Raw genomic sequence first — 15,337 nt, 5'->3', positions numbered from 1 at the left:
GAAGTGGCCTTTTTTATATCCAGTAGATTTAACGCTACCGCCTCAAATCGCCTTAACCCGCAATTCCTTAGGCATCGAAAACGTCACATTCTCCGGCCGCCCATCCAGCTCTTCAGCACCGGTAGCGCCCCACTCTCTGAGCTTCTGCACCACGCCCAGCACCAACACTTCCGGCGCCGAAGCCCCTGCTGTGATGCCGATACGCGCCGCGCCTGCAAACCATCCCTGCTGCAGGTCCTCAGCACCATCAATCAGGTAAGCCGGAGTACCCAACCGCTCGGAGAGTTCGCGCAAACGATTGGAGTTGGAGCTGTTCGGGCTACCGACCACCAACACCACATCGCTCTCGCTGGCCAGCTGTTTGACGGCGTCCTGGCGATTCTGGGTGGCGTAGCAGATGTCGTCTTTGCGTGGGCCGCCAATGCTGGGGAAACGGCTGCGCAGGGCGTCGATGACGCGGCTGGTGTCGTCCATGGACAGGGTGGTCTGGGTGACGAAGGCCAGGGATTCCGGGTTGCGTACTTGCAGGTTGGCAACGTCGGTTTCGTCTTCCACCAGGTAGATGGCGCCGCCGTTGCTGGCGTCGTATTGGCCCATGGTGCCTTCGACTTCCGGGTGGCCGGCGTGGCCGATGAGGATGCATTCGCGGCCGTCGCGGCTGTAGCGGGCGACTTCGATGTGCACTTTGGTCACCAGCGGGCAGGTGGCGTCGAAGACTTTCAGGCCACGGGCTTCGGCTTCTTTGCGCACGGCTTGGGAAACGCCGTGGGCGCTGAAGATGACGATGACGTTGTCGGGCACCTGATCCAGTTCTTCGACGAAAATGGCGCCGCGGGCGCGCAGGTCTTCGACCACGAATTTGTTGTGGACCACTTCGTGGCGCACGTAGATCGGCGGACCGAACACTTCCAGGGCGCGGTTGACGATTTCGATCGCGCGATCAACACCGGCGCAGAAACCGCGGGGGTTGGCGAGTTTGATTTGCATACGTTCGTCCTCATCCGCCCCGAAGGCAGGTGCAGGGCAACCGGCCGATCAGGCCGGTTTGACCTCGATGATGTCCACCTGAAAGCTCAGGGTTTTGCCGGCCAGCGGGTGGTTGAAGTCGATGGTGACCTGGCTGTCATCAAAGGCTTTGACCACGCCGGGCAGCTCGGTGTTGGCGGCGTCGTTGAAGATCACCAGCAGGCCTTCGGACAGCTCCATGCCTTCGAACTGCGAGCGCGGCATCACTTGCACGTTCTGCGGGTTCGGTTGGCCGAAGCCATGTTCCGGTTCCACTTGCAGGGTGCGTTTGTCGCCGGCTTTGAGGCCGAACAGGGCGGCTTCGAAACCGGGTAACAGGTTGCCGTCGCCGACTTTGAAGGTGGCCGGTTTCTTGTCGAAGGTGCTGTCCACCACGTCACCGTTTTCCAGGTTCAGGGCGAAGTGCAGGGTTACTTCCTTGTCCGGGCCAATACGTACGTCTTCAGTCATGGGCGGGCTCTCCGGATTTCTTGCTTTTGAACATGTCCAGGGCCAGCAATACCGCGCCCACGCTGATGGCGCTGTCGGCGATATTGAAGGCTGGAAAGCGCCAAACGTCTTTCCAGTGGACAAAGATAAAATCGATGACGTGGCCCAGCACAATGCGGTCGTACAGGTTACCCAGCGCGCCGCCGAGCACCAGTGCCAGGGCAATCGCCAGCCAGGTTTCGTCGGCCTTCAGGCGCTTGAGCCAGACCACCAAGGTGGCGCTGACGACAATGGCGATCAGGGCGAACAGCCAGCGCTGCCAGCCGGAGCTGTCGGCGAGGAAGCTGAAGGCGGCGCCGGTGTTGTAGGCCAGGGTCCAGCTGAACAGGTCGGGAATGACCACGATCTGCTGGTACAGGCTCAGGTTGGTTTCGAAGTAGAGCTTGGTGGCCTGATCGGCAATCAGCACCAGCAGGCTTATCCACAACAGACTCAGTCGGCCAAAGCGAGCATTAGGCATAGTGACGAACCTCGCCCGCACCGCTGATGTTGTCGACGCAGCGACCGCAGATTTCCGGGTGCTCCGGGTTCACACCAACGTCTTCACGGCAGTGCCAGCAGCGCGCGCACTTGGCGTGGGCTGATTTCACTACTTTCAGTTTCAGGCCGGCCACTTCGGTGACCACAGCATCAGCTGGCGCACTGGCGAACGGGGCAACGGCAGCTGTCGAGGTGATCAGGACGAAACGCAGCTCGTTGCTAAGCTTGTTCAGGTCGCTGACCAGCGCGTCTTCGGCGTACAGGGTGACTTCGGCTTGCAGGTTGCCACCGATGGCCTTGGCCGCGCGCTGAACTTCCATCTCTTTATTGACCGCGACTTTCACGGCCATCACGCGATCCCAGTAAGCGCGGTCCAGCTCGAAGCCTTCCGGCAAGGCGGTGAGGCCTTCGTACCAGGTGTTAAGCATTACCGATTCGTTGCGCTCGCCGGGCAGGTATTCCCACAGCTCGTCTGCGGTGAAGGCGAGGATCGGTGCGATCCAGCGCACCAGCGCTTCGGCGATGTGGAACAACGCGGTTTGGCAGGAACGACGCGCCTGGCTGTCGCTGGCGGTGGTGTACTGACGGTCTTTGATGATGTCCAGGTAGAAGCCGCCCAGCTCCTGCACGCAGAAGTTGTGCACCCTGGAGTAGACGTTCCAGAAGCGGTATTCGCCGTAGTGCTCTTGCAGTTCGTTTTGCAGCAGCAAGGCACGGTCCACCGCCCAACGGTCCAGGGCCAGCATGTCTTCGGCTGGCAGCAAGTCGGTGGCCGGGTTGAAGCCGCTGAGGTTGGAAAGCAGGAAACGCGCGGTGTTACGGATGCGGCGATAGGCATCGGCGCTGCGCTGCAGAATCTGCTCGGAAACCGCCATTTCGCCGGAGTAGTCGGTGGCCGAAACCCACAGACGCATGATGTCGGCGCCCAGGGTGTCGTTGACCTTCTGCGGGGCGATGACGTTGCCCAGCGATTTCGACATCTTGCGGCCGCTCTCGTCCACGGTGAAGCCGTGGGTCAGCAGCTCGCGGTACGGCGCGTGGTCGTCCAGCATGCAACCGGTCAGCAAGGACGAGTGGAACCAGCCGCGGTGTTGGTCGGAACCTTCCAGGTACAGGTCGGCGCGTGGGCCGGACTCGTGGCCCATCGGGTGCGAGCCACGCAGCACATGCCAGTGGGTGGTGCCGGAGTCGAACCAGACGTCGAGGGTGTCGCTGATCTTGTCGTAGTTGCCGGCTTCGTCACCGAGCAGCTCGGCGGCGTCGAGCTTGAACCAGGCTTCGATGCCTTCCTGTTCAACGCGCTTGGCCACTTCTTCCATCAGCTCGACGGTGCGCGGGTGCAGCTCACCGGTGGCTTTATCGAGGAAGAACGGAATCGGCACACCCCAGTTGCGCTGACGGGAGATGCACCAGTCCGGACGGTTGGCGATCATCGAGTGCAGACGCGCCTGGCCCCAGGCCGGGACGAACTGGGTGTCTTCGATGGCTTTCACCGCGCGCTGACGCAGGGTGTTGCCGGTGTTCGGCTGCTTGTCCATGCCGACGAACCACTGCGCAGTGGCGCGGTAGATCAGCGGCGACTTGTGGCGCCAGCAGTGCATGTAGCTGTGGCTGATGGTTTCGGTGTGCATCAGCGCGCCGACTTCGCTGAGTTTCTCGACGATGGCCGGGTTGGCTTTCCAGATGAACTGGCCGCCGAAGAACGGCAGCGATTCGACGTACACGCCGTTGCTCTGCACCGGCGTGAGGATGTCGTCGTTGACCATGCCGTAGCGCTTGCAGGTGACGAAGTCGTCCTCGCCGTAGGCAGGTGCCGAGTGCACCACGCCGGTACCGGCGCCCAGCTCGACGTACTCGGCCAGATATACCGGCGAGAGGCGGTCGTAGAACGGGTGACGGAAGTTGATCAGGTCCAGCGCCGCGCCTTGGGCGGTGGCGATGACCGAGCCTTGCAGGCCGTAACGGGTCAGGCAGGCTTCGACCAGCTCTTCAGCGAGGATCAGCAGCTTGTCGCCGACGTCGACCAGGGCATAGGTGAATTCCGGGTGAACGTTGAGCGCCTGGTTGGCCGGGATGGTCCACGGGGTGGTGGTCCAGATCACGATGGCAGCAGGTTTGCTCAGCGTCGGCAGGCCGAAAGCGGCGGCCAGTTTGGCCTCGTCGGCAATCGGGAAGGCGACGTCGATGGTCGAGGACTTCTTGTCCTGGTATTCGACTTCCGCTTCCGCCAGGGCCGAGCCGCAGTCGAAGCACCAGTTCACCGGCTTCAGGCCTTTGAACACGAAACCGCCTTTGACCATTTCGGCCAGGGCGCGGATCTCGCCGGCTTCGTTGGCAAAGTCCATGGTTTTGTAGGGGTTGGCCCAGTCGCCGAGCACGCCCAGGCGGATGAACTCAACTTTCTGCCCTTCCACCTGTTCAGCGGCATAGGCGCGGCACAGCTCGCGGGTTTTATCCGCGGGCAGGTTCTTGCCGTGGGTGACTTCGACCTTGTGCTCGATCGGCAGGCCGTGGCAGTCCCAACCCGGCACGTACGGCGCGTCGAACCCGGAGAGGGTTTTCGAGCGCACGATCATGTCTTTGAGAATCTTGTTTACCGCGTGACCGATGTGAATATTGCCGTTGGCATAGGGCGGGCCGTCGTGCAGCACGAACTTGGGCCGATCCTTACCAATCTCGCGCAGCTTCTGATACAGGCCAATGCTGTCCCAGCGCTGCAGAATCTGCGGTTCGCGCTGTGGCAGGCCGGCCTTCATTGGGAAGGCGGTATCAGGAAGGTTCAGCGTGGCTTTGTAGTCGGTCATCTCAGGCTCTTCACTTAAGCGGTTGACCCTGCCATAGGGCACGGGCGGCGGCGACATCCGCGTGTATCGCCGTCTTCAGCGCCTCCAGAGAGGCGAAACGCTGCTCATCACGCAGCTTGTGGTGGAATGCCACCGTCAAACGTCGGCCATACAGATCGCCGACAAAATCTAAAAGATGCACTTCCAGGTGTGCGCTACCGTCGCCCTGCACCGTCGGCCGCACGCCAATATTGGCGGCGCCGGGCCAGGGTTGGCCGTCGAGTTCGACGGTGACCAGGTACACCCCGGTCAACGGCACACGACGACGTTTGAGTTGTACGTTGGCCGTCGGCGTACCGAACTGGCGGGCCAGCTTCTGCCCATGCAACACCCGCCCGGAAATCTGGAAGGGCCGGCCCAACAGGCGCTCGGCCAGAGGGAAGTCGGCGGCTGCCAGCGACTCACGAACTCGCGTACTGCTTACCCGCAGGCCGTCGATTTCAACGGTGCTGGCGGCTTCCAGGGTAAATCCTTCGACTACGGCGGCTTGCTGCAGAAACGCGAAGTCACCGGCCCGGTCGCAACCGAAGCGGAAATCGTCGCCGACTTCCAGGTGTTGCACGCCGAGGCCTTGCACCAGCACGGTATGGACGAACTCGGCGGCGCTGAGCTCACGCAAACGGCGGTTGAAGGACAGGCACAACACGCGGTCCACGCCAGCGGCGGCGAACAGGGCCAGCTTGTCGCGCAACCGCGTCAGGCGCGGCGGCGCGGTGTCGGGGCCAAAAAATTCACGCGGTTGCGGCTCGAAAATCACCACACAGCTGGGCACGCCCAATTCGTCCGCACGCTCGCGCAGCCGCGCCAGGATGGCCTGGTGGCCACGGTGCACGCCGTCAAAATTGCCGATAGTGGCAACACAGCCCCGATGCTGGGGCCGCAAGTTTTGAAGCCCTCGAACCAGCTGCATAGGACGCTTCTTGCTCACAAAGTGGCCGATTATACGCACACCCGACGCCAGACAACAGGCGACAGCCGTCGTGTATGTAGCGGTTAAAAAATGATCGACTTCGCCCGCGATCAGGCCAGCGAACGGCGGGCAAAATCACGCAGGCGAAAGCCCAGCAACAGCAGCACACCAAAGTAGGCAGCAATACCGACCGCCACCAAAGCACCCAGGCGCAGCAGACGAATCAGCATGTCGCCCTGATCCCAGGCCGGCATCCAGCACATCAAGCCCACCAGCACCGCCGCCATCACCAGCACCGCTGCCACCAGCTTGGCGAGGAACACACCCCAGCCCGGTTGCGGGGTGAACAGCTGTTGCTTGCGCAATTGCCAGAACAACAGACCGGCATTCAGGCAGGCCGCCAGGCCGATGGACAGCGCCAAACCGGCGTGAGGGTACGGCAGGGTAAAGAAAAACAGCAGGTTCATCAGTTGCGTAGCGGCCAGGGTTACCAGGGCGATGCGCACCGGCGTGGCGATGTTCTGCCGCGCATAGAAGCCGGGGGCCAGCACCTTGACCAGAATGATGCCGAGCAAGCCGACCGCGTAGGCAATCAAGGCGAACTGGGTCATCTGCGCATCATGGGCGCTGAACTTGCCGTACTGGAACAGCGACACCGTCAGCGGCTCGGAAATGATCGCCAACGCCAACGCGCATGGCAGAGCCAGCAGGAAGCACAGGCGCAAGCCCCAATCCATCAGACGCGAATACTCTTCGGTGTTTTTGCTTGAGAAGCTGCGCGACAGGGCTGGCAGGAGGATCGTGCCCAAGGCCACACCCAGCACGCCGGACGGCAGCTCCATCAGACGGTCGGCGTAGTACATCCACGACACCGAACCGGCCACCAGGAACGAGGCGAAGATGGTGTTGATGATCAGCGAAATCTGGCTGACCGAAACACCGAGAATCGCCGGCCCCATTTGCTTCATGACCCGCCATACGCCGGCATCACGCAGATTCAGCCGCGGCAGCACGAGCATGCCGATCTTTTTCAGGTGCGGCAGCTGATAGAGCAACTGCAGCAGGCCGCCGACCAACACCGCCCAACCGAGCGCCATCACCGGCGGGCTGAAATACGGCGTAAGGAACAGAGCGAAGACAATCATGCTGATGTTAAGCAAGGTCGGCACAAAGGCCGGCACCGAGAAGCGGTTCCAGGTATTGAGAATCGCGCCGGCCAGTGAGGCCAGCGAGATCAGCAATATATAAGGAAAGGTCACCCGCAACAGGGACGAGGTCAGCTCGAACTTTTCCGGCGAATCGACAAAGCCCGGCGCCGTCACCCAGATAACCCAGGGTGCAGCGAGCATGCCCAGCGCGGTGACCACCGCCAATACCAGAGTCAGCAGGCCGGAAACGTAGGCAATAAAGGTGCGCGTCGCCTCCTCGCCCTGCTGGGTTTTGTATTCCGCCAGAATCGGCACAAACGCCTGGGAGAACGCGCCTTCGGCAAAGATCCGGCGCAGCAGGTTAGGCAATTTGAAGGCAACGAAAAAGGCATCGGTGGCCATGCCCGCGCCGAAAATCCGCGCCACGATGGTGTCGCGAACAAAGCCAAGCACCCGGGACAACATGGTCATCGAGCTGACCGCAGCCAGCGACTTGAGTAAATTCATAACGCTCGTTTCTACCGCATCAAGTATGCTGCGCCACCGAAATCACGGCGCTGCGCTGTAGGCCGCAAGGCAAAGGCGGCGAGTGTAGAACCGGCTGGCAAATAAATCACCCACACGAGTTGGGTACGCTGGTCGGACTGCTGGTCGATCTAACATCAGCAAGGCTGAACCGCGCTTGACAAGCCATCGTCACATCGGCATGATTCGCGGCCTTATTTGTTTAGTCATTTCCTCAAAGTTTCAAGGAGCTCGACGGTGGCCAATACACCTTCTGCCAAAAAACGCGCTAAACAGGCTGAGAAGCGTCGTAGCCATAACGCCAGCCTGCGCTCCATGGTTCGTACCTACATCAAGAACGTGGTCAAGGCTATTGACGCCAAAGACCTCGAACTTGCTCAGAAAGCGTACGTTCTGGCTGTGCCTGTAATCGACCGTATGGCCGACAAAGGCATCATCCACAAGAACAAAGCAGCTCGTCATAAGAGCCGCCTGAACGGTCACATCAAGGATCTCAGCCAAGCCGCTGCTGCCTAAGTGTGATGCGTTGAAAAGACCGGCCCAAGGGCCGGTTTTTTATTGCCTGCTAAAAAGCGGACAAACAAAAAAGGCGACCCTCACGGTTCGCCTTTTTTATTCTTACTGCTGCGCCCAGGGCAGGATCGGAATGGCGGTCACCGCATTCTGCGGACTACCCTCGATCACGCGATCGCTATAGACCAGGTACACCAGGGTATTGCGCTTCTTGTCGAAGAACCGCACCACCTGCATGGTCTTGAACACCAGCGAGGTGCGCTCTTTGAACACTTCCTCGCCATCTTTCAGATTGTCGGGAACATGGATCGGCCCGACCTGACGGCAAGCAATCGACGCCTCAGCGCGATCCTCCGCCAAACCCAAGCCACCCTTCACGCCACCGGTCTTGGCGCGCGACAGATAGCAGGTCACGCCCTCCACTTTCGGGTCATCGAAGGCCTCGACAACGATCTTGTCGTTCGGCCCCACCCATTTGAATACCGTCGACACCTGGCCGATTTCTTCGGCCGATGCCGCCATCGCCAAGGGCAGCAGCAACGCACCCAACATCCCTTTGATCATTCGCATCGCACTCTCTCCGTTACAGCGATTGGGCGCACCTAAACCAGAATCAGGTTGTCGCGATGCACCAGCTCAGGCTCGTCGACATAGCCCAGCAGACGCTCGATGGCGTCCGATGGCTGGCCGACAATTTTCTGCGCCTCGACAGCACTGTAGTTAGCCAGACCACGGGCGATCTCGCGACCCTCCGGATCAACACACACCACCATCTCGCCGCGACGGAAATTGCCCTGCACGCTTTTCACGCCAACCGGCAGCAGACTCTTGTGACTTTCAAGCAGCGCTTTCACCGCACCCGCGTCCAACTGCAGGGTGCCACGGGTTTGCAGATGGCCCGCCAGCCACTGCTTGCGCGCCGCCAGCAGACCACGCTCTGGCGCCAGCAGGGTGCCCAGACGCTCGCCCGATTTGAGGCGCGCCAGCACTTGCTCAATGGCACCACCAACAATAATGGTGTGGGCGCCCGAGCGCGCCGCCAGCCGCGCCGCACGCAGCTTGGTTTGCATGCCGCCACGACCGAGCGCGCCACCCACACCACCCGCCACAGCGTCGAGCGCCGGATCATCGGCACGCGCCTCGTAGATCAACTGCGCATCGGGATTGTGGCGCGGGTCAGCGTCAAACATGCCGTCGCGGTCGGTAAGGATCACCAACAGATCAGCCTCCACCAGGTTGGCCACCAAGGCCGCCAGGGTGTCGTTGTCGCCAAAGCGGATTTCGTCGGTGACCACGGTGTCGTTTTCGTTGATCACCGGGATAGCACCCAGATCGACCAAGGTACGCAGGGTGCTGCGCGCATTCAGGTAGCGCTTGCGGTCCGACAGGTCGTCGTGGGTCAGGAGAATTTGCGCGGTATGCCGGCCGTGCTGCGCAAAGCTCGACTCCCAGGCCTGCACCAAGCCCATCTGCCCTACCGCAGCGGCCGCCTGCAGCTCATGAATGGCACTCGGGCGCGACGTCCAACCCAGGCGACTCATGCCCGCCGCCACAGCACCAGAGGACACCAGCACCAGCTCGACGCCCGCCTCACGCAGCGCGACCATCTGCTCGACCCACACCGCCATTGCGCCACGATCCAGGCCACGCCCGTCAGCGGTCAGCAATGCACTACCGATCTTCACCACCCAGCGCTGCGCGCCAGTCACCTTGTCCCGCATCGTCATCCAACCTTGGCCAGAAGAGCGGCGCCATGCCGCTCGTGCGAATTAGTCAGCACAACGCCGCTAATTAGCGGCGTTGTGGTTTTACTCAGTCTCGGACGTAGATGATCTCTGGACCATCATCGTCGTCTTCCTCATCCCAGAAGCCGTCATCGTTATCCTCGCTGCCGGCCACCTTGACGCCAGCGCGGCGCAACGCACGCTTGTCGTCCAGTGCCTGCAGCTGGGCGCGAGCTTCGTCTTCGATACGCTGATCCAGCGCCGCCAGTTCGGCCGCGTACTGCGGCTCTTCGGCGATGCGCAGCGAGCGCTCTTCGAGGTACTTCATGATATCGAAGCAGAGCTTTTCTGTGCCTTCTTTACCAATGGCCGAGATCACATAAACCGGACCGGTCCACTCCAGGCGATCAGTGATCTCCTTGATGCGAGCCTCTTGCTCCTCTTCCAGGATCTGGTCGGACTTGTTCAGTACCAACCAGCGATCACGCTCAGCCAGCGCCGGGCTGAACTTGCCCAGCTCGGAGACGATGGTTTCAGCTGCTTCAGCAGGATCGGTCAGATCCAGCGGCGCCATGTCGACGAGGTGCAGCAGCAGACGGGTACGCGCCAAGTGCTTGAGAAAACGGATACCCAGGCCGGCGCCATCGGAGGCACCTTCGATCAACCCCGGAATATCGGCAACCACGAAGCTCTTGTAACGATCAACACTGACTACGCCCAGGTTCGGCACCAAGGTGGTGAACGGGTAGTCCGCCACTTTTGGCTTGGCCGCAGAGACCGAGCGAATGAAGGTGCTCTTGCCGGCGTTCGGCAAGCCCAGCAGACCGACGTCTGCCAACACCTTCAGTTCCAGCTTAAGGTCGCGCGAGTCACCCGGCTTACCCAGGGTGGTCTGACGCGGCGCACGATTGGTACTGGATTTGAACCGGGTGTTGCCCAGGCCATGCCAGCCGCCGTGGGCGACCATGATGCGCTGACCGTCTTTGGTCAGGTCACCAATGATGTCCTGAGTGGCCGCATCAATGATGGTAGTGCCGACCGGCACGCGCAGCACGGTGTCTTCACCCTTGCGACCGGTGCAATCGGCGCTGCCGCCGTTGGAGCCACGCTCGGCGTCGAAACGCCGGGTGTAGCGGTAGTCCACCAGGGTGTTGAGGTTTTCATCGGCGACCATGTACACATGACCACCGTCGCCGCCATCGCCACCGTTCGGTCCACCGTTCTCGATGAACTTCTCGCGACGGAAGCTCATGCAACCGTTGCCACCATCACCTGCTTTTACAAAAATCGATACTTCATCGACGAATTTCATCGGCACGCCTCCCGCCGCGATAGCGGGCTAGATAACACAAGGAACATAAGACTTTTGCAAAACCCAGCGAAACAGCTTCCGGATGACTTTGCAAAAGCCTCAAGCTTTCAGAAACAAAAAAGCCCCGTCGCGAGACAGGGCTTTTCCAGCAGCATCGCGATTAAGCCGCGATAACGCTCACGTAACGACGACCGAAGGCGCCTTTAACTTCAAACTTGATCACGCCTTCGACTTTAGCGAACAGAGTGTGATCTTTACCCATGCCAACGCCGTAACCGGCGTGGAATTGGGTACCGCGCTGACGCACGATGATGTTGCCTGCTTTGATAGCCTGGCCGCCATACATCTTCACGCCAAGGCGTTTAGCTTCTGAGTCGCGACCGTTACGGGTACTACCACCAGCTTTTTTGTGTGCCATGAGTCAATTCTCCTAAAAATGGATTTGGGCCGAAAAATTAGGCCGAAATACCAGTGATTTTGATCTCAGTGAACCACTGACGGTGGCCCTGACGCTTCATGTGGTGCTTACGACGGCGGAACTTGATGATGGTCACTTTGTCGTGGCGGCCTTGTGCAATCACTTCGGCTACAACTTTGGCGCCTTCAACAACTGGTGCGCCGATAGTTACATCGTCACCATTGCCGATCAGCAGAACGCGATCGAAAGTTACGGCTTCGCCAGTGGCGATTTCGAGCTTTTCGATCTTGAGGTATTCACCTTCGGCGACTTTGTATTGCTTGCCACCGGTAACAATTACTGCGTACATAATTTTGCTCCGTTAAATCCTGCTCACCCAGCGCTTTATAGGAATAGTCGTCGGCTGGCATGGCTGCTTGGGGCCGGAAGGACGCCCTTGCAATTGCGTAAGGCAGGTGCTGCCCAGGGAAGTTCAGGGGCCGCGATTGTACGCAAGCCTTGAGCCGCGCGCAAGCACCCGCAGTGCTTGCCTTGACAGCCTCCCACCTGCCCCCTAGCATGCCGCGCAACCTTCGAGGAGCACTTGTCACTGATGCAACCACAGGCCTTCTATAACGTGGTGGCGGATGATTTTACCGCCGTCGATGGCATTATCAGACGACAACTGGTCTCCCGCGTTCCTCTGGTAGAGAAAATAGGCGACTACATCATCTCCGCCGGTGGCAAGCGCTTGCGCCCGCTGCTGGTTCTGCTCTGCGGCAAAGCCCTGGGCGGTCACGGTGATGACCTGCGTCTGTTGGCTGCCACCATCGAATTCCTGCACACCGCCACCCTGCTGCATGACGACGTCGTCGACATGTCCGGCATGCGTCGTGGCCGCTCGACCGCCAACGCCCTGTGGGGCAATGCACCGAGCGTACTGGTGGGCGACTTCCTTTATTCCCGCTCGTTCGAAATGATGGTCGAGCTCGGCTCGCTGCCGGTGATGCAGATTCTCTCGCGCGCCACCCGCGTGATCGCCGAGGGCGAAGTGCTGCAGCTGTCGAAAGTACGCGACGCCAGCACCACCGAAGAAACCTATATGGAAGTCATCCGCGGCAAGACCGCGATGCTCTTCGAAGCCTCGACCCACAGCGCTGCGGCGTTGATTGGCGCGACCGAAGAACAATCCGCGGCCTTGCAGGCCTTCGGTGACAACCTGGGCGTGGCCTTCCAACTGGTGGACGACCTGCTCGACTACCGTGGTGATGCAGAAACCCTGGGCAAGAACGTCGGTGACGACCTGGCCGAAGGCAAACCGACCCTGCCGCTGATCTACACCATGCGCGAAGGCACAGCAGAACAGGCCAGCCTGGTCCGCACTGCCATCCAGAAAGGTGGCCTCGAAGACCTGGAAAGCATTCGCGCGGCCGTAGGAGCGTCTGGCGCGCTGGACTACACCGCCAACCAGGCCCGCGACTTTGCTGCCCGCGCCATCGCCTGCCTGAACGTGCTGCCGGCCAGTGAATATAAAGAAGCGCTGATTGAGCTAAGCGAATTCGCCGTCGCCCGTACGCACTGATAGTCACGCAACACTGAAAAGCCCGGCCCAGCGCCGGGTTTTTTATTGCCGCCGATCAAGGCGCTCCGCCGTCACGCAAATTAGCCCTTGCTATTATCTCAATAGGAATTATTCTCATCAAACCAAGAAAAGGAGATGAGCCATGACCTATTTGATTGATGCTTGGCTGGACCGCCCCCACCCTTACCTGCGCATTTTGCACCGCGATACCGGCAAGGTTTGCGCCGTACTCGAAGAAGAAGCGCTGGACGAATTACGCGAACAGGGCGACCTCGACCTCACGGGCCTGAACTCCAGCGAACCGACCGTGCTCAAGGAGTTGGTGCGCAACCTGTTCCTGTTCTGCTACTCCCGCGCACTGCGCCCGGCCTCTGAACTGCACTGATCGGGAACTCCAGCCCTTGAAGTACTCAACCGTAGAACGCAAAAGGCCGAGAGCTTTCACTCTCGGCCTTTTGTTTTCTGGGAAACATCAAACCGCTGAAACCGTAGCGAGCGAAGGTGTAGCAAGGCAAAAACAGGCGAGCAAGCGGAATTGGCTGTAGCCAATGAGCATTGCGAGCCTGTTTTTAACGCCGCTAAACCGAGCGCAGTAGGTTTCTTACAGAATTTCCAAGAGCTCTACATCAAACACCAGCACGCTGTGCGGCGGGATGCTGCCGACAGCCTGGCCGCCGTAGGCCAGTTCGCTCGGCACGTACAGGCGCCATTTGCTGCCGGTACCCATCAGTTGCAGGGCTTCGGTCCAGCCGGCGATTACGCCGCCCACCGGGAATTCAGCTGGCTCGCCACGCTCGTAGGAGCTGTCGAACACCGAACCGTCGGTCAGGGTGCCATGGTAGTGGGTACGCACGGTGCTTTCGCGGGTTGGCTTGGCGCCTTCACCGGCGGTCAGCACTTCGTATTGCAGGCCGGATTCCAGGGTCACGATGCCGGCACGCTTGGCGTTTTCGGCCAGGAAGGCACGGCCTTCGCCAGCAGCGGCTTCAGCTTTGGCAGCGGCTTCAGCCTGCATGATTTCGCGGATTACCTTGAAGCTGGCGGACATGTCTTCCTGGCTGACGCGGCTGGCGTGGCCACGGAAAGCGTCGGTCAGACCGACCAGGATCGCGTCCAGGCTAACGCCCGGTGGTGGGTTGTCGCGCAGTTGGTCGCCAAGCTGACGGCCGATGCCGTAGCTGACTCGGCTCTCATCGGTGGTGAAGGTGTCGATATTCTGTTCGGACATGGCGTTAACTCCGCTGAGGCCAAAAAAAGGGCGGCCAGCCTAGCACACAAGTCCTGGCGAGCCGATGCGTGTCAGTGCTTGGTCAGCTTGTCCAGGTAACCCATGGCAAAGGCCGAGACCACGAAGGTCATGTGAATGATCACGTACCACTTCAGGTATTCAGGCTCGATGTTCTTGGCATCCATAAACACCCGCAGCAGGTGAATGGAGGAAATCGCCACGATGGAGGCCGCCACCTTCATCTTCAACGAGCTGGAGTCCATCTTGCCCAGCCAGTTGAGCTTCTCTTTGCCTTCGTCGATATCCAACTGCGACACGAAGTTCTCGTAACCCGAGATCATCACCATCACCAGCAGGCCGCCGACCAGCGCCATGTCGATCAGCGACAGCAGCACCAGAATCAGTTCGGACTCAGCCAGGGCAAAGATATTCGGCAGGATGTGGAAGATTTCCTGGAAGAACTTCAGCGCCAGCGCCAGCAGCCCCAGCGACAGACCAAAGTAGATCGGCGCCAGCAGCCAGCGGGAGGCGTACATCGCGTTTTCAATAATGCGTTCCATGATGGCTCACAGCAGGTAAAAGTGAGCGCGAGTATACCCAGCGAACTTGACGAGACAAGCCGTCCTACCCTGCCTGCAGCCGCCAAAACCACCACATTTTGTTATGTACAGCTTCTGTGGATAACTCTGTGGACGGCCTCCGGATAGACGGCTCCAGCAAGCGCAGCGACAGGCTTTGCGGGGAATGCTCAAAAGCTGAGCAATGCTGACTTCTAAGTTTCCGGCCGGAACTGACAATCACCCAGATGGCGGCCCCGCTCGGCGTTCACCCGACGCAATTCGGCCTGCAGGTGCAGGCACCAGATAGAAGGTTCGTCGCTAGGGGTATAACCGAGTTCGGCGAGATTGTCGGCGATTGCCGACATCACATCCTGGGCCACCAGAGGCCCGTGGAATGGGCCTTGCGTCTTGATAGCGGAAGGCTGGGAAGCGGCCATGCCGGCGCCGCAGATGAGAACCCAGAGGCCATTTTCGCCTGCCAGCGGGCGGATCACACATTCGATACGGGTGATCAGGCCAAGACAATGACGGGTGAGGCAGAGGCTGCGTGGCATGACGGCGGCCCTCGCGAGGTCTGGCGTTCAGACTACGCCCGTCAAG

Annotated in this window: 17 protein-coding genes; 3 read left to right on the top strand and 14 right to left on the bottom strand. The window is 60.3% G+C overall.

The features are described from left to right. Positions 1–42 precede the first annotated feature (42 nt). The 6 genes from ispH to murJ all read right to left on the bottom strand — a co-directional run bounded on the left by ispH (position 43) and on the right by murJ (position 7,403). Positions 43–987 carry a 4-hydroxy-3-methylbut-2-enyl diphosphate reductase gene (gene ispH, locus C8K61_RS23030; protein WP_108098642.1) on the bottom strand — a complete coding sequence of 315 codons (945 nt, stop codon included), beginning with the start codon at positions 985–987 and terminating at the stop codon, positions 43–45. A gap of 48 nt (positions 988–1,035) precedes the next feature. Then, complete coding sequence (locus C8K61_RS23025) at positions 1,036–1,476, bottom strand: peptidylprolyl isomerase (protein ID WP_108098641.1); 441 nt, start codon at positions 1,474–1,476, stop codon at positions 1,036–1,038. Next, positions 1,469–1,975 carry a signal peptidase II gene (lspA, locus tag C8K61_RS23020; RefSeq protein WP_108098640.1) on the bottom strand — a complete coding sequence of 169 codons (507 nt, stop codon included), beginning with the start codon at positions 1,973–1,975 and terminating at the stop codon, positions 1,469–1,471. The genes C8K61_RS23025 and lspA overlap by 8 nt, the downstream gene beginning before the upstream one ends. Next, on the bottom strand, positions 1,968–4,799 hold the full coding sequence (gene ileS, locus C8K61_RS23015; RefSeq protein WP_108098639.1) for an isoleucine--tRNA ligase: 2,832 nt from the start codon (positions 4,797–4,799) through the stop codon (positions 1,968–1,970). The genes lspA and ileS overlap by 8 nt, the downstream gene beginning before the upstream one ends. Positions 4,800–4,809: 10 nt before the next feature. Then, positions 4,810–5,748 (bottom strand): bifunctional riboflavin kinase/FAD synthetase, encoded by a 939-nt coding sequence (ribF, locus tag C8K61_RS23010; protein WP_108098638.1) that lies wholly within the window; start codon positions 5,746–5,748, stop codon positions 4,810–4,812. A gap of 110 nt (positions 5,749–5,858) precedes the next feature. Beyond that, a complete protein-coding gene (gene murJ, locus C8K61_RS23005; protein WP_108098637.1) occupies positions 5,859–7,403 on the bottom strand; it encodes a murein biosynthesis integral membrane protein MurJ in 1,545 nt (514 codons plus the stop codon). A 255-nt stretch (positions 7,404–7,658) separates the two neighbouring features. Between murJ and rpsT the strand changes: the two genes are divergently transcribed. Beyond that, on the top strand, positions 7,659–7,937 hold the full coding sequence (gene rpsT / locus C8K61_RS23000) for a 30S ribosomal protein S20 (RefSeq protein WP_108098636.1): 279 nt from the start codon (positions 7,659–7,661) through the stop codon (positions 7,935–7,937). Between the two features lie 102 nt (positions 7,938–8,039). Here the strand turns inward: rpsT and C8K61_RS22995 are convergent, their stop codons facing one another. From C8K61_RS22995 to rplU, 5 genes are all read right to left on the bottom strand, one after another. After that, a complete protein-coding gene (locus C8K61_RS22995) occupies positions 8,040–8,504 on the bottom strand; it encodes a CreA family protein (protein WP_108098635.1) in 465 nt (154 codons plus the stop codon). Between the two features lie 32 nt (positions 8,505–8,536). Beyond that, entirely contained in the window at positions 8,537–9,655 is a 1,119-nt protein-coding gene (gene proB / locus C8K61_RS22990; protein WP_108098634.1) for a glutamate 5-kinase, read from the bottom strand. Positions 9,656–9,746: 91 nt separating this feature from the next. After that, on the bottom strand, positions 9,747–10,970 hold the full coding sequence (gene cgtA, locus C8K61_RS22985; protein WP_108098633.1) for an Obg family GTPase CgtA: 1,224 nt from the start codon (positions 10,968–10,970) through the stop codon (positions 9,747–9,749). Between the two features lie 160 nt (positions 10,971–11,130). Further along, the gene (gene rpmA, locus C8K61_RS22980; protein ID WP_003205738.1) at positions 11,131–11,388 is read right to left on the bottom strand and encodes a 50S ribosomal protein L27; all 258 of its coding nucleotides are present in this window, start codon (positions 11,386–11,388) and stop codon (positions 11,131–11,133) included. Positions 11,389–11,425: 37 nt separating this feature from the next. Further along, entirely contained in the window at positions 11,426–11,737 is a 312-nt protein-coding gene (gene rplU / locus C8K61_RS22975) for a 50S ribosomal protein L21 (protein ID WP_108098632.1), read from the bottom strand. A gap of 243 nt (positions 11,738–11,980) precedes the next feature. Between rplU and C8K61_RS22970 the strand changes: the two genes are divergently transcribed. Continuing rightward, entirely contained in the window at positions 11,981–12,949 is a 969-nt protein-coding gene (locus C8K61_RS22970) for a polyprenyl synthetase family protein (RefSeq protein WP_108098631.1), read from the top strand. A gap of 142 nt (positions 12,950–13,091) precedes the next feature. Continuing rightward, complete coding sequence (locus tag C8K61_RS22965; RefSeq protein WP_108098630.1) at positions 13,092–13,334, top strand: hypothetical protein; 243 nt, start codon at positions 13,092–13,094, stop codon at positions 13,332–13,334. Positions 13,335–13,550: 216 nt separating this feature from the next. Here the strand turns inward: C8K61_RS22965 and C8K61_RS22960 are convergent, their stop codons facing one another. The 3 genes from C8K61_RS22960 to C8K61_RS22950 form a co-directional block, all read right to left on the bottom strand. Beyond that, a complete protein-coding gene (locus C8K61_RS22960) occupies positions 13,551–14,177 on the bottom strand; it encodes an FKBP-type peptidyl-prolyl cis-trans isomerase (RefSeq protein WP_108098629.1) in 627 nt (208 codons plus the stop codon). Between the two features lie 71 nt (positions 14,178–14,248). Further along, on the bottom strand, positions 14,249–14,737 hold the full coding sequence (locus tag C8K61_RS22955; protein WP_108098628.1) for a TIGR00645 family protein: 489 nt from the start codon (positions 14,735–14,737) through the stop codon (positions 14,249–14,251). Between the two features lie 212 nt (positions 14,738–14,949). Further along, positions 14,950–15,291 (bottom strand): hypothetical protein, encoded by a 342-nt coding sequence (locus tag C8K61_RS22950; protein WP_108098627.1) that lies wholly within the window; start codon positions 15,289–15,291, stop codon positions 14,950–14,952. Between the last annotated feature and the right edge of the window lie 46 nt (positions 15,292–15,337).

Origin of the sequence: Pseudomonas sp. GV071 (genome assembly GCF_003050835.1) — a bacterium.
Lineage (GTDB): Bacteria > Pseudomonadota > Gammaproteobacteria > Pseudomonadales > Pseudomonadaceae > Aquipseudomonas.
This window is presented reverse-complemented; position numbering and strand designations above follow the sequence as displayed.

What these genes read in the sequence shown, in the direction of transcription:
- ispH (WP_108098642.1), bottom strand. Translation starts at nt 987, where the DNA reads ATGCAAATCAAACTCGCCAACCCCCGCGGTTTCTGCGCCGGTGTTGAT.
- C8K61_RS23025 (WP_108098641.1), bottom strand. Translation starts at nt 1,476, where the DNA reads ATGACTGAAGACGTACGTATTGGCCCGGACAAGGAAGTAACCCTGCAC.
- lspA (WP_108098640.1), bottom strand. Translation starts at nt 1,975, where the DNA reads ATGCCTAATGCTCGCTTTGGCCGACTGAGTCTGTTGTGGATAAGCCTG.
- ileS (WP_108098639.1), bottom strand. Translation starts at nt 4,799, where the DNA reads ATGACCGACTACAAAGCCACGCTGAACCTTCCTGATACCGCCTTCCCA.
- ribF (WP_108098638.1), bottom strand. Translation starts at nt 5,748, where the DNA reads ATGCAGCTGGTTCGAGGGCTTCAAAACTTGCGGCCCCAGCATCGGGGC.
- murJ (WP_108098637.1), bottom strand. Translation starts at nt 7,403, where the DNA reads ATGAATTTACTCAAGTCGCTGGCTGCGGTCAGCTCGATGACCATGTTG.
- C8K61_RS22995 (WP_108098635.1), bottom strand. Translation starts at nt 8,504, where the DNA reads ATGCGAATGATCAAAGGGATGTTGGGTGCGTTGCTGCTGCCCTTGGCG.
- proB (WP_108098634.1), bottom strand. Translation starts at nt 9,655, where the DNA reads ATGCGGGACAAGGTGACTGGCGCGCAGCGCTGGGTGGTGAAGATCGGT.
- cgtA (WP_108098633.1), bottom strand. Translation starts at nt 10,970, where the DNA reads ATGAAATTCGTCGATGAAGTATCGATTTTTGTAAAAGCAGGTGATGGT.
- rpmA (WP_003205738.1), bottom strand. Translation starts at nt 11,388, where the DNA reads ATGGCACACAAAAAAGCTGGTGGTAGTACCCGTAACGGTCGCGACTCA.
- rplU (WP_108098632.1), bottom strand. Translation starts at nt 11,737, where the DNA reads ATGTACGCAGTAATTGTTACCGGTGGCAAGCAATACAAAGTCGCCGAA.
- C8K61_RS22970 (WP_108098631.1), top strand. Translation starts at nt 11,981, where the DNA reads ATGCAACCACAGGCCTTCTATAACGTGGTGGCGGATGATTTTACCGCC.
- C8K61_RS22965 (WP_108098630.1), top strand. Translation starts at nt 13,092, where the DNA reads ATGACCTATTTGATTGATGCTTGGCTGGACCGCCCCCACCCTTACCTG.
- C8K61_RS22960 (WP_108098629.1), bottom strand. Translation starts at nt 14,177, where the DNA reads ATGTCCGAACAGAATATCGACACCTTCACCACCGATGAGAGCCGAGTC.
- C8K61_RS22955 (WP_108098628.1), bottom strand. Translation starts at nt 14,737, where the DNA reads ATGGAACGCATTATTGAAAACGCGATGTACGCCTCCCGCTGGCTGCTG.
- C8K61_RS22950 (WP_108098627.1), bottom strand. Translation starts at nt 15,291, where the DNA reads ATGCCACGCAGCCTCTGCCTCACCCGTCATTGTCTTGGCCTGATCACC.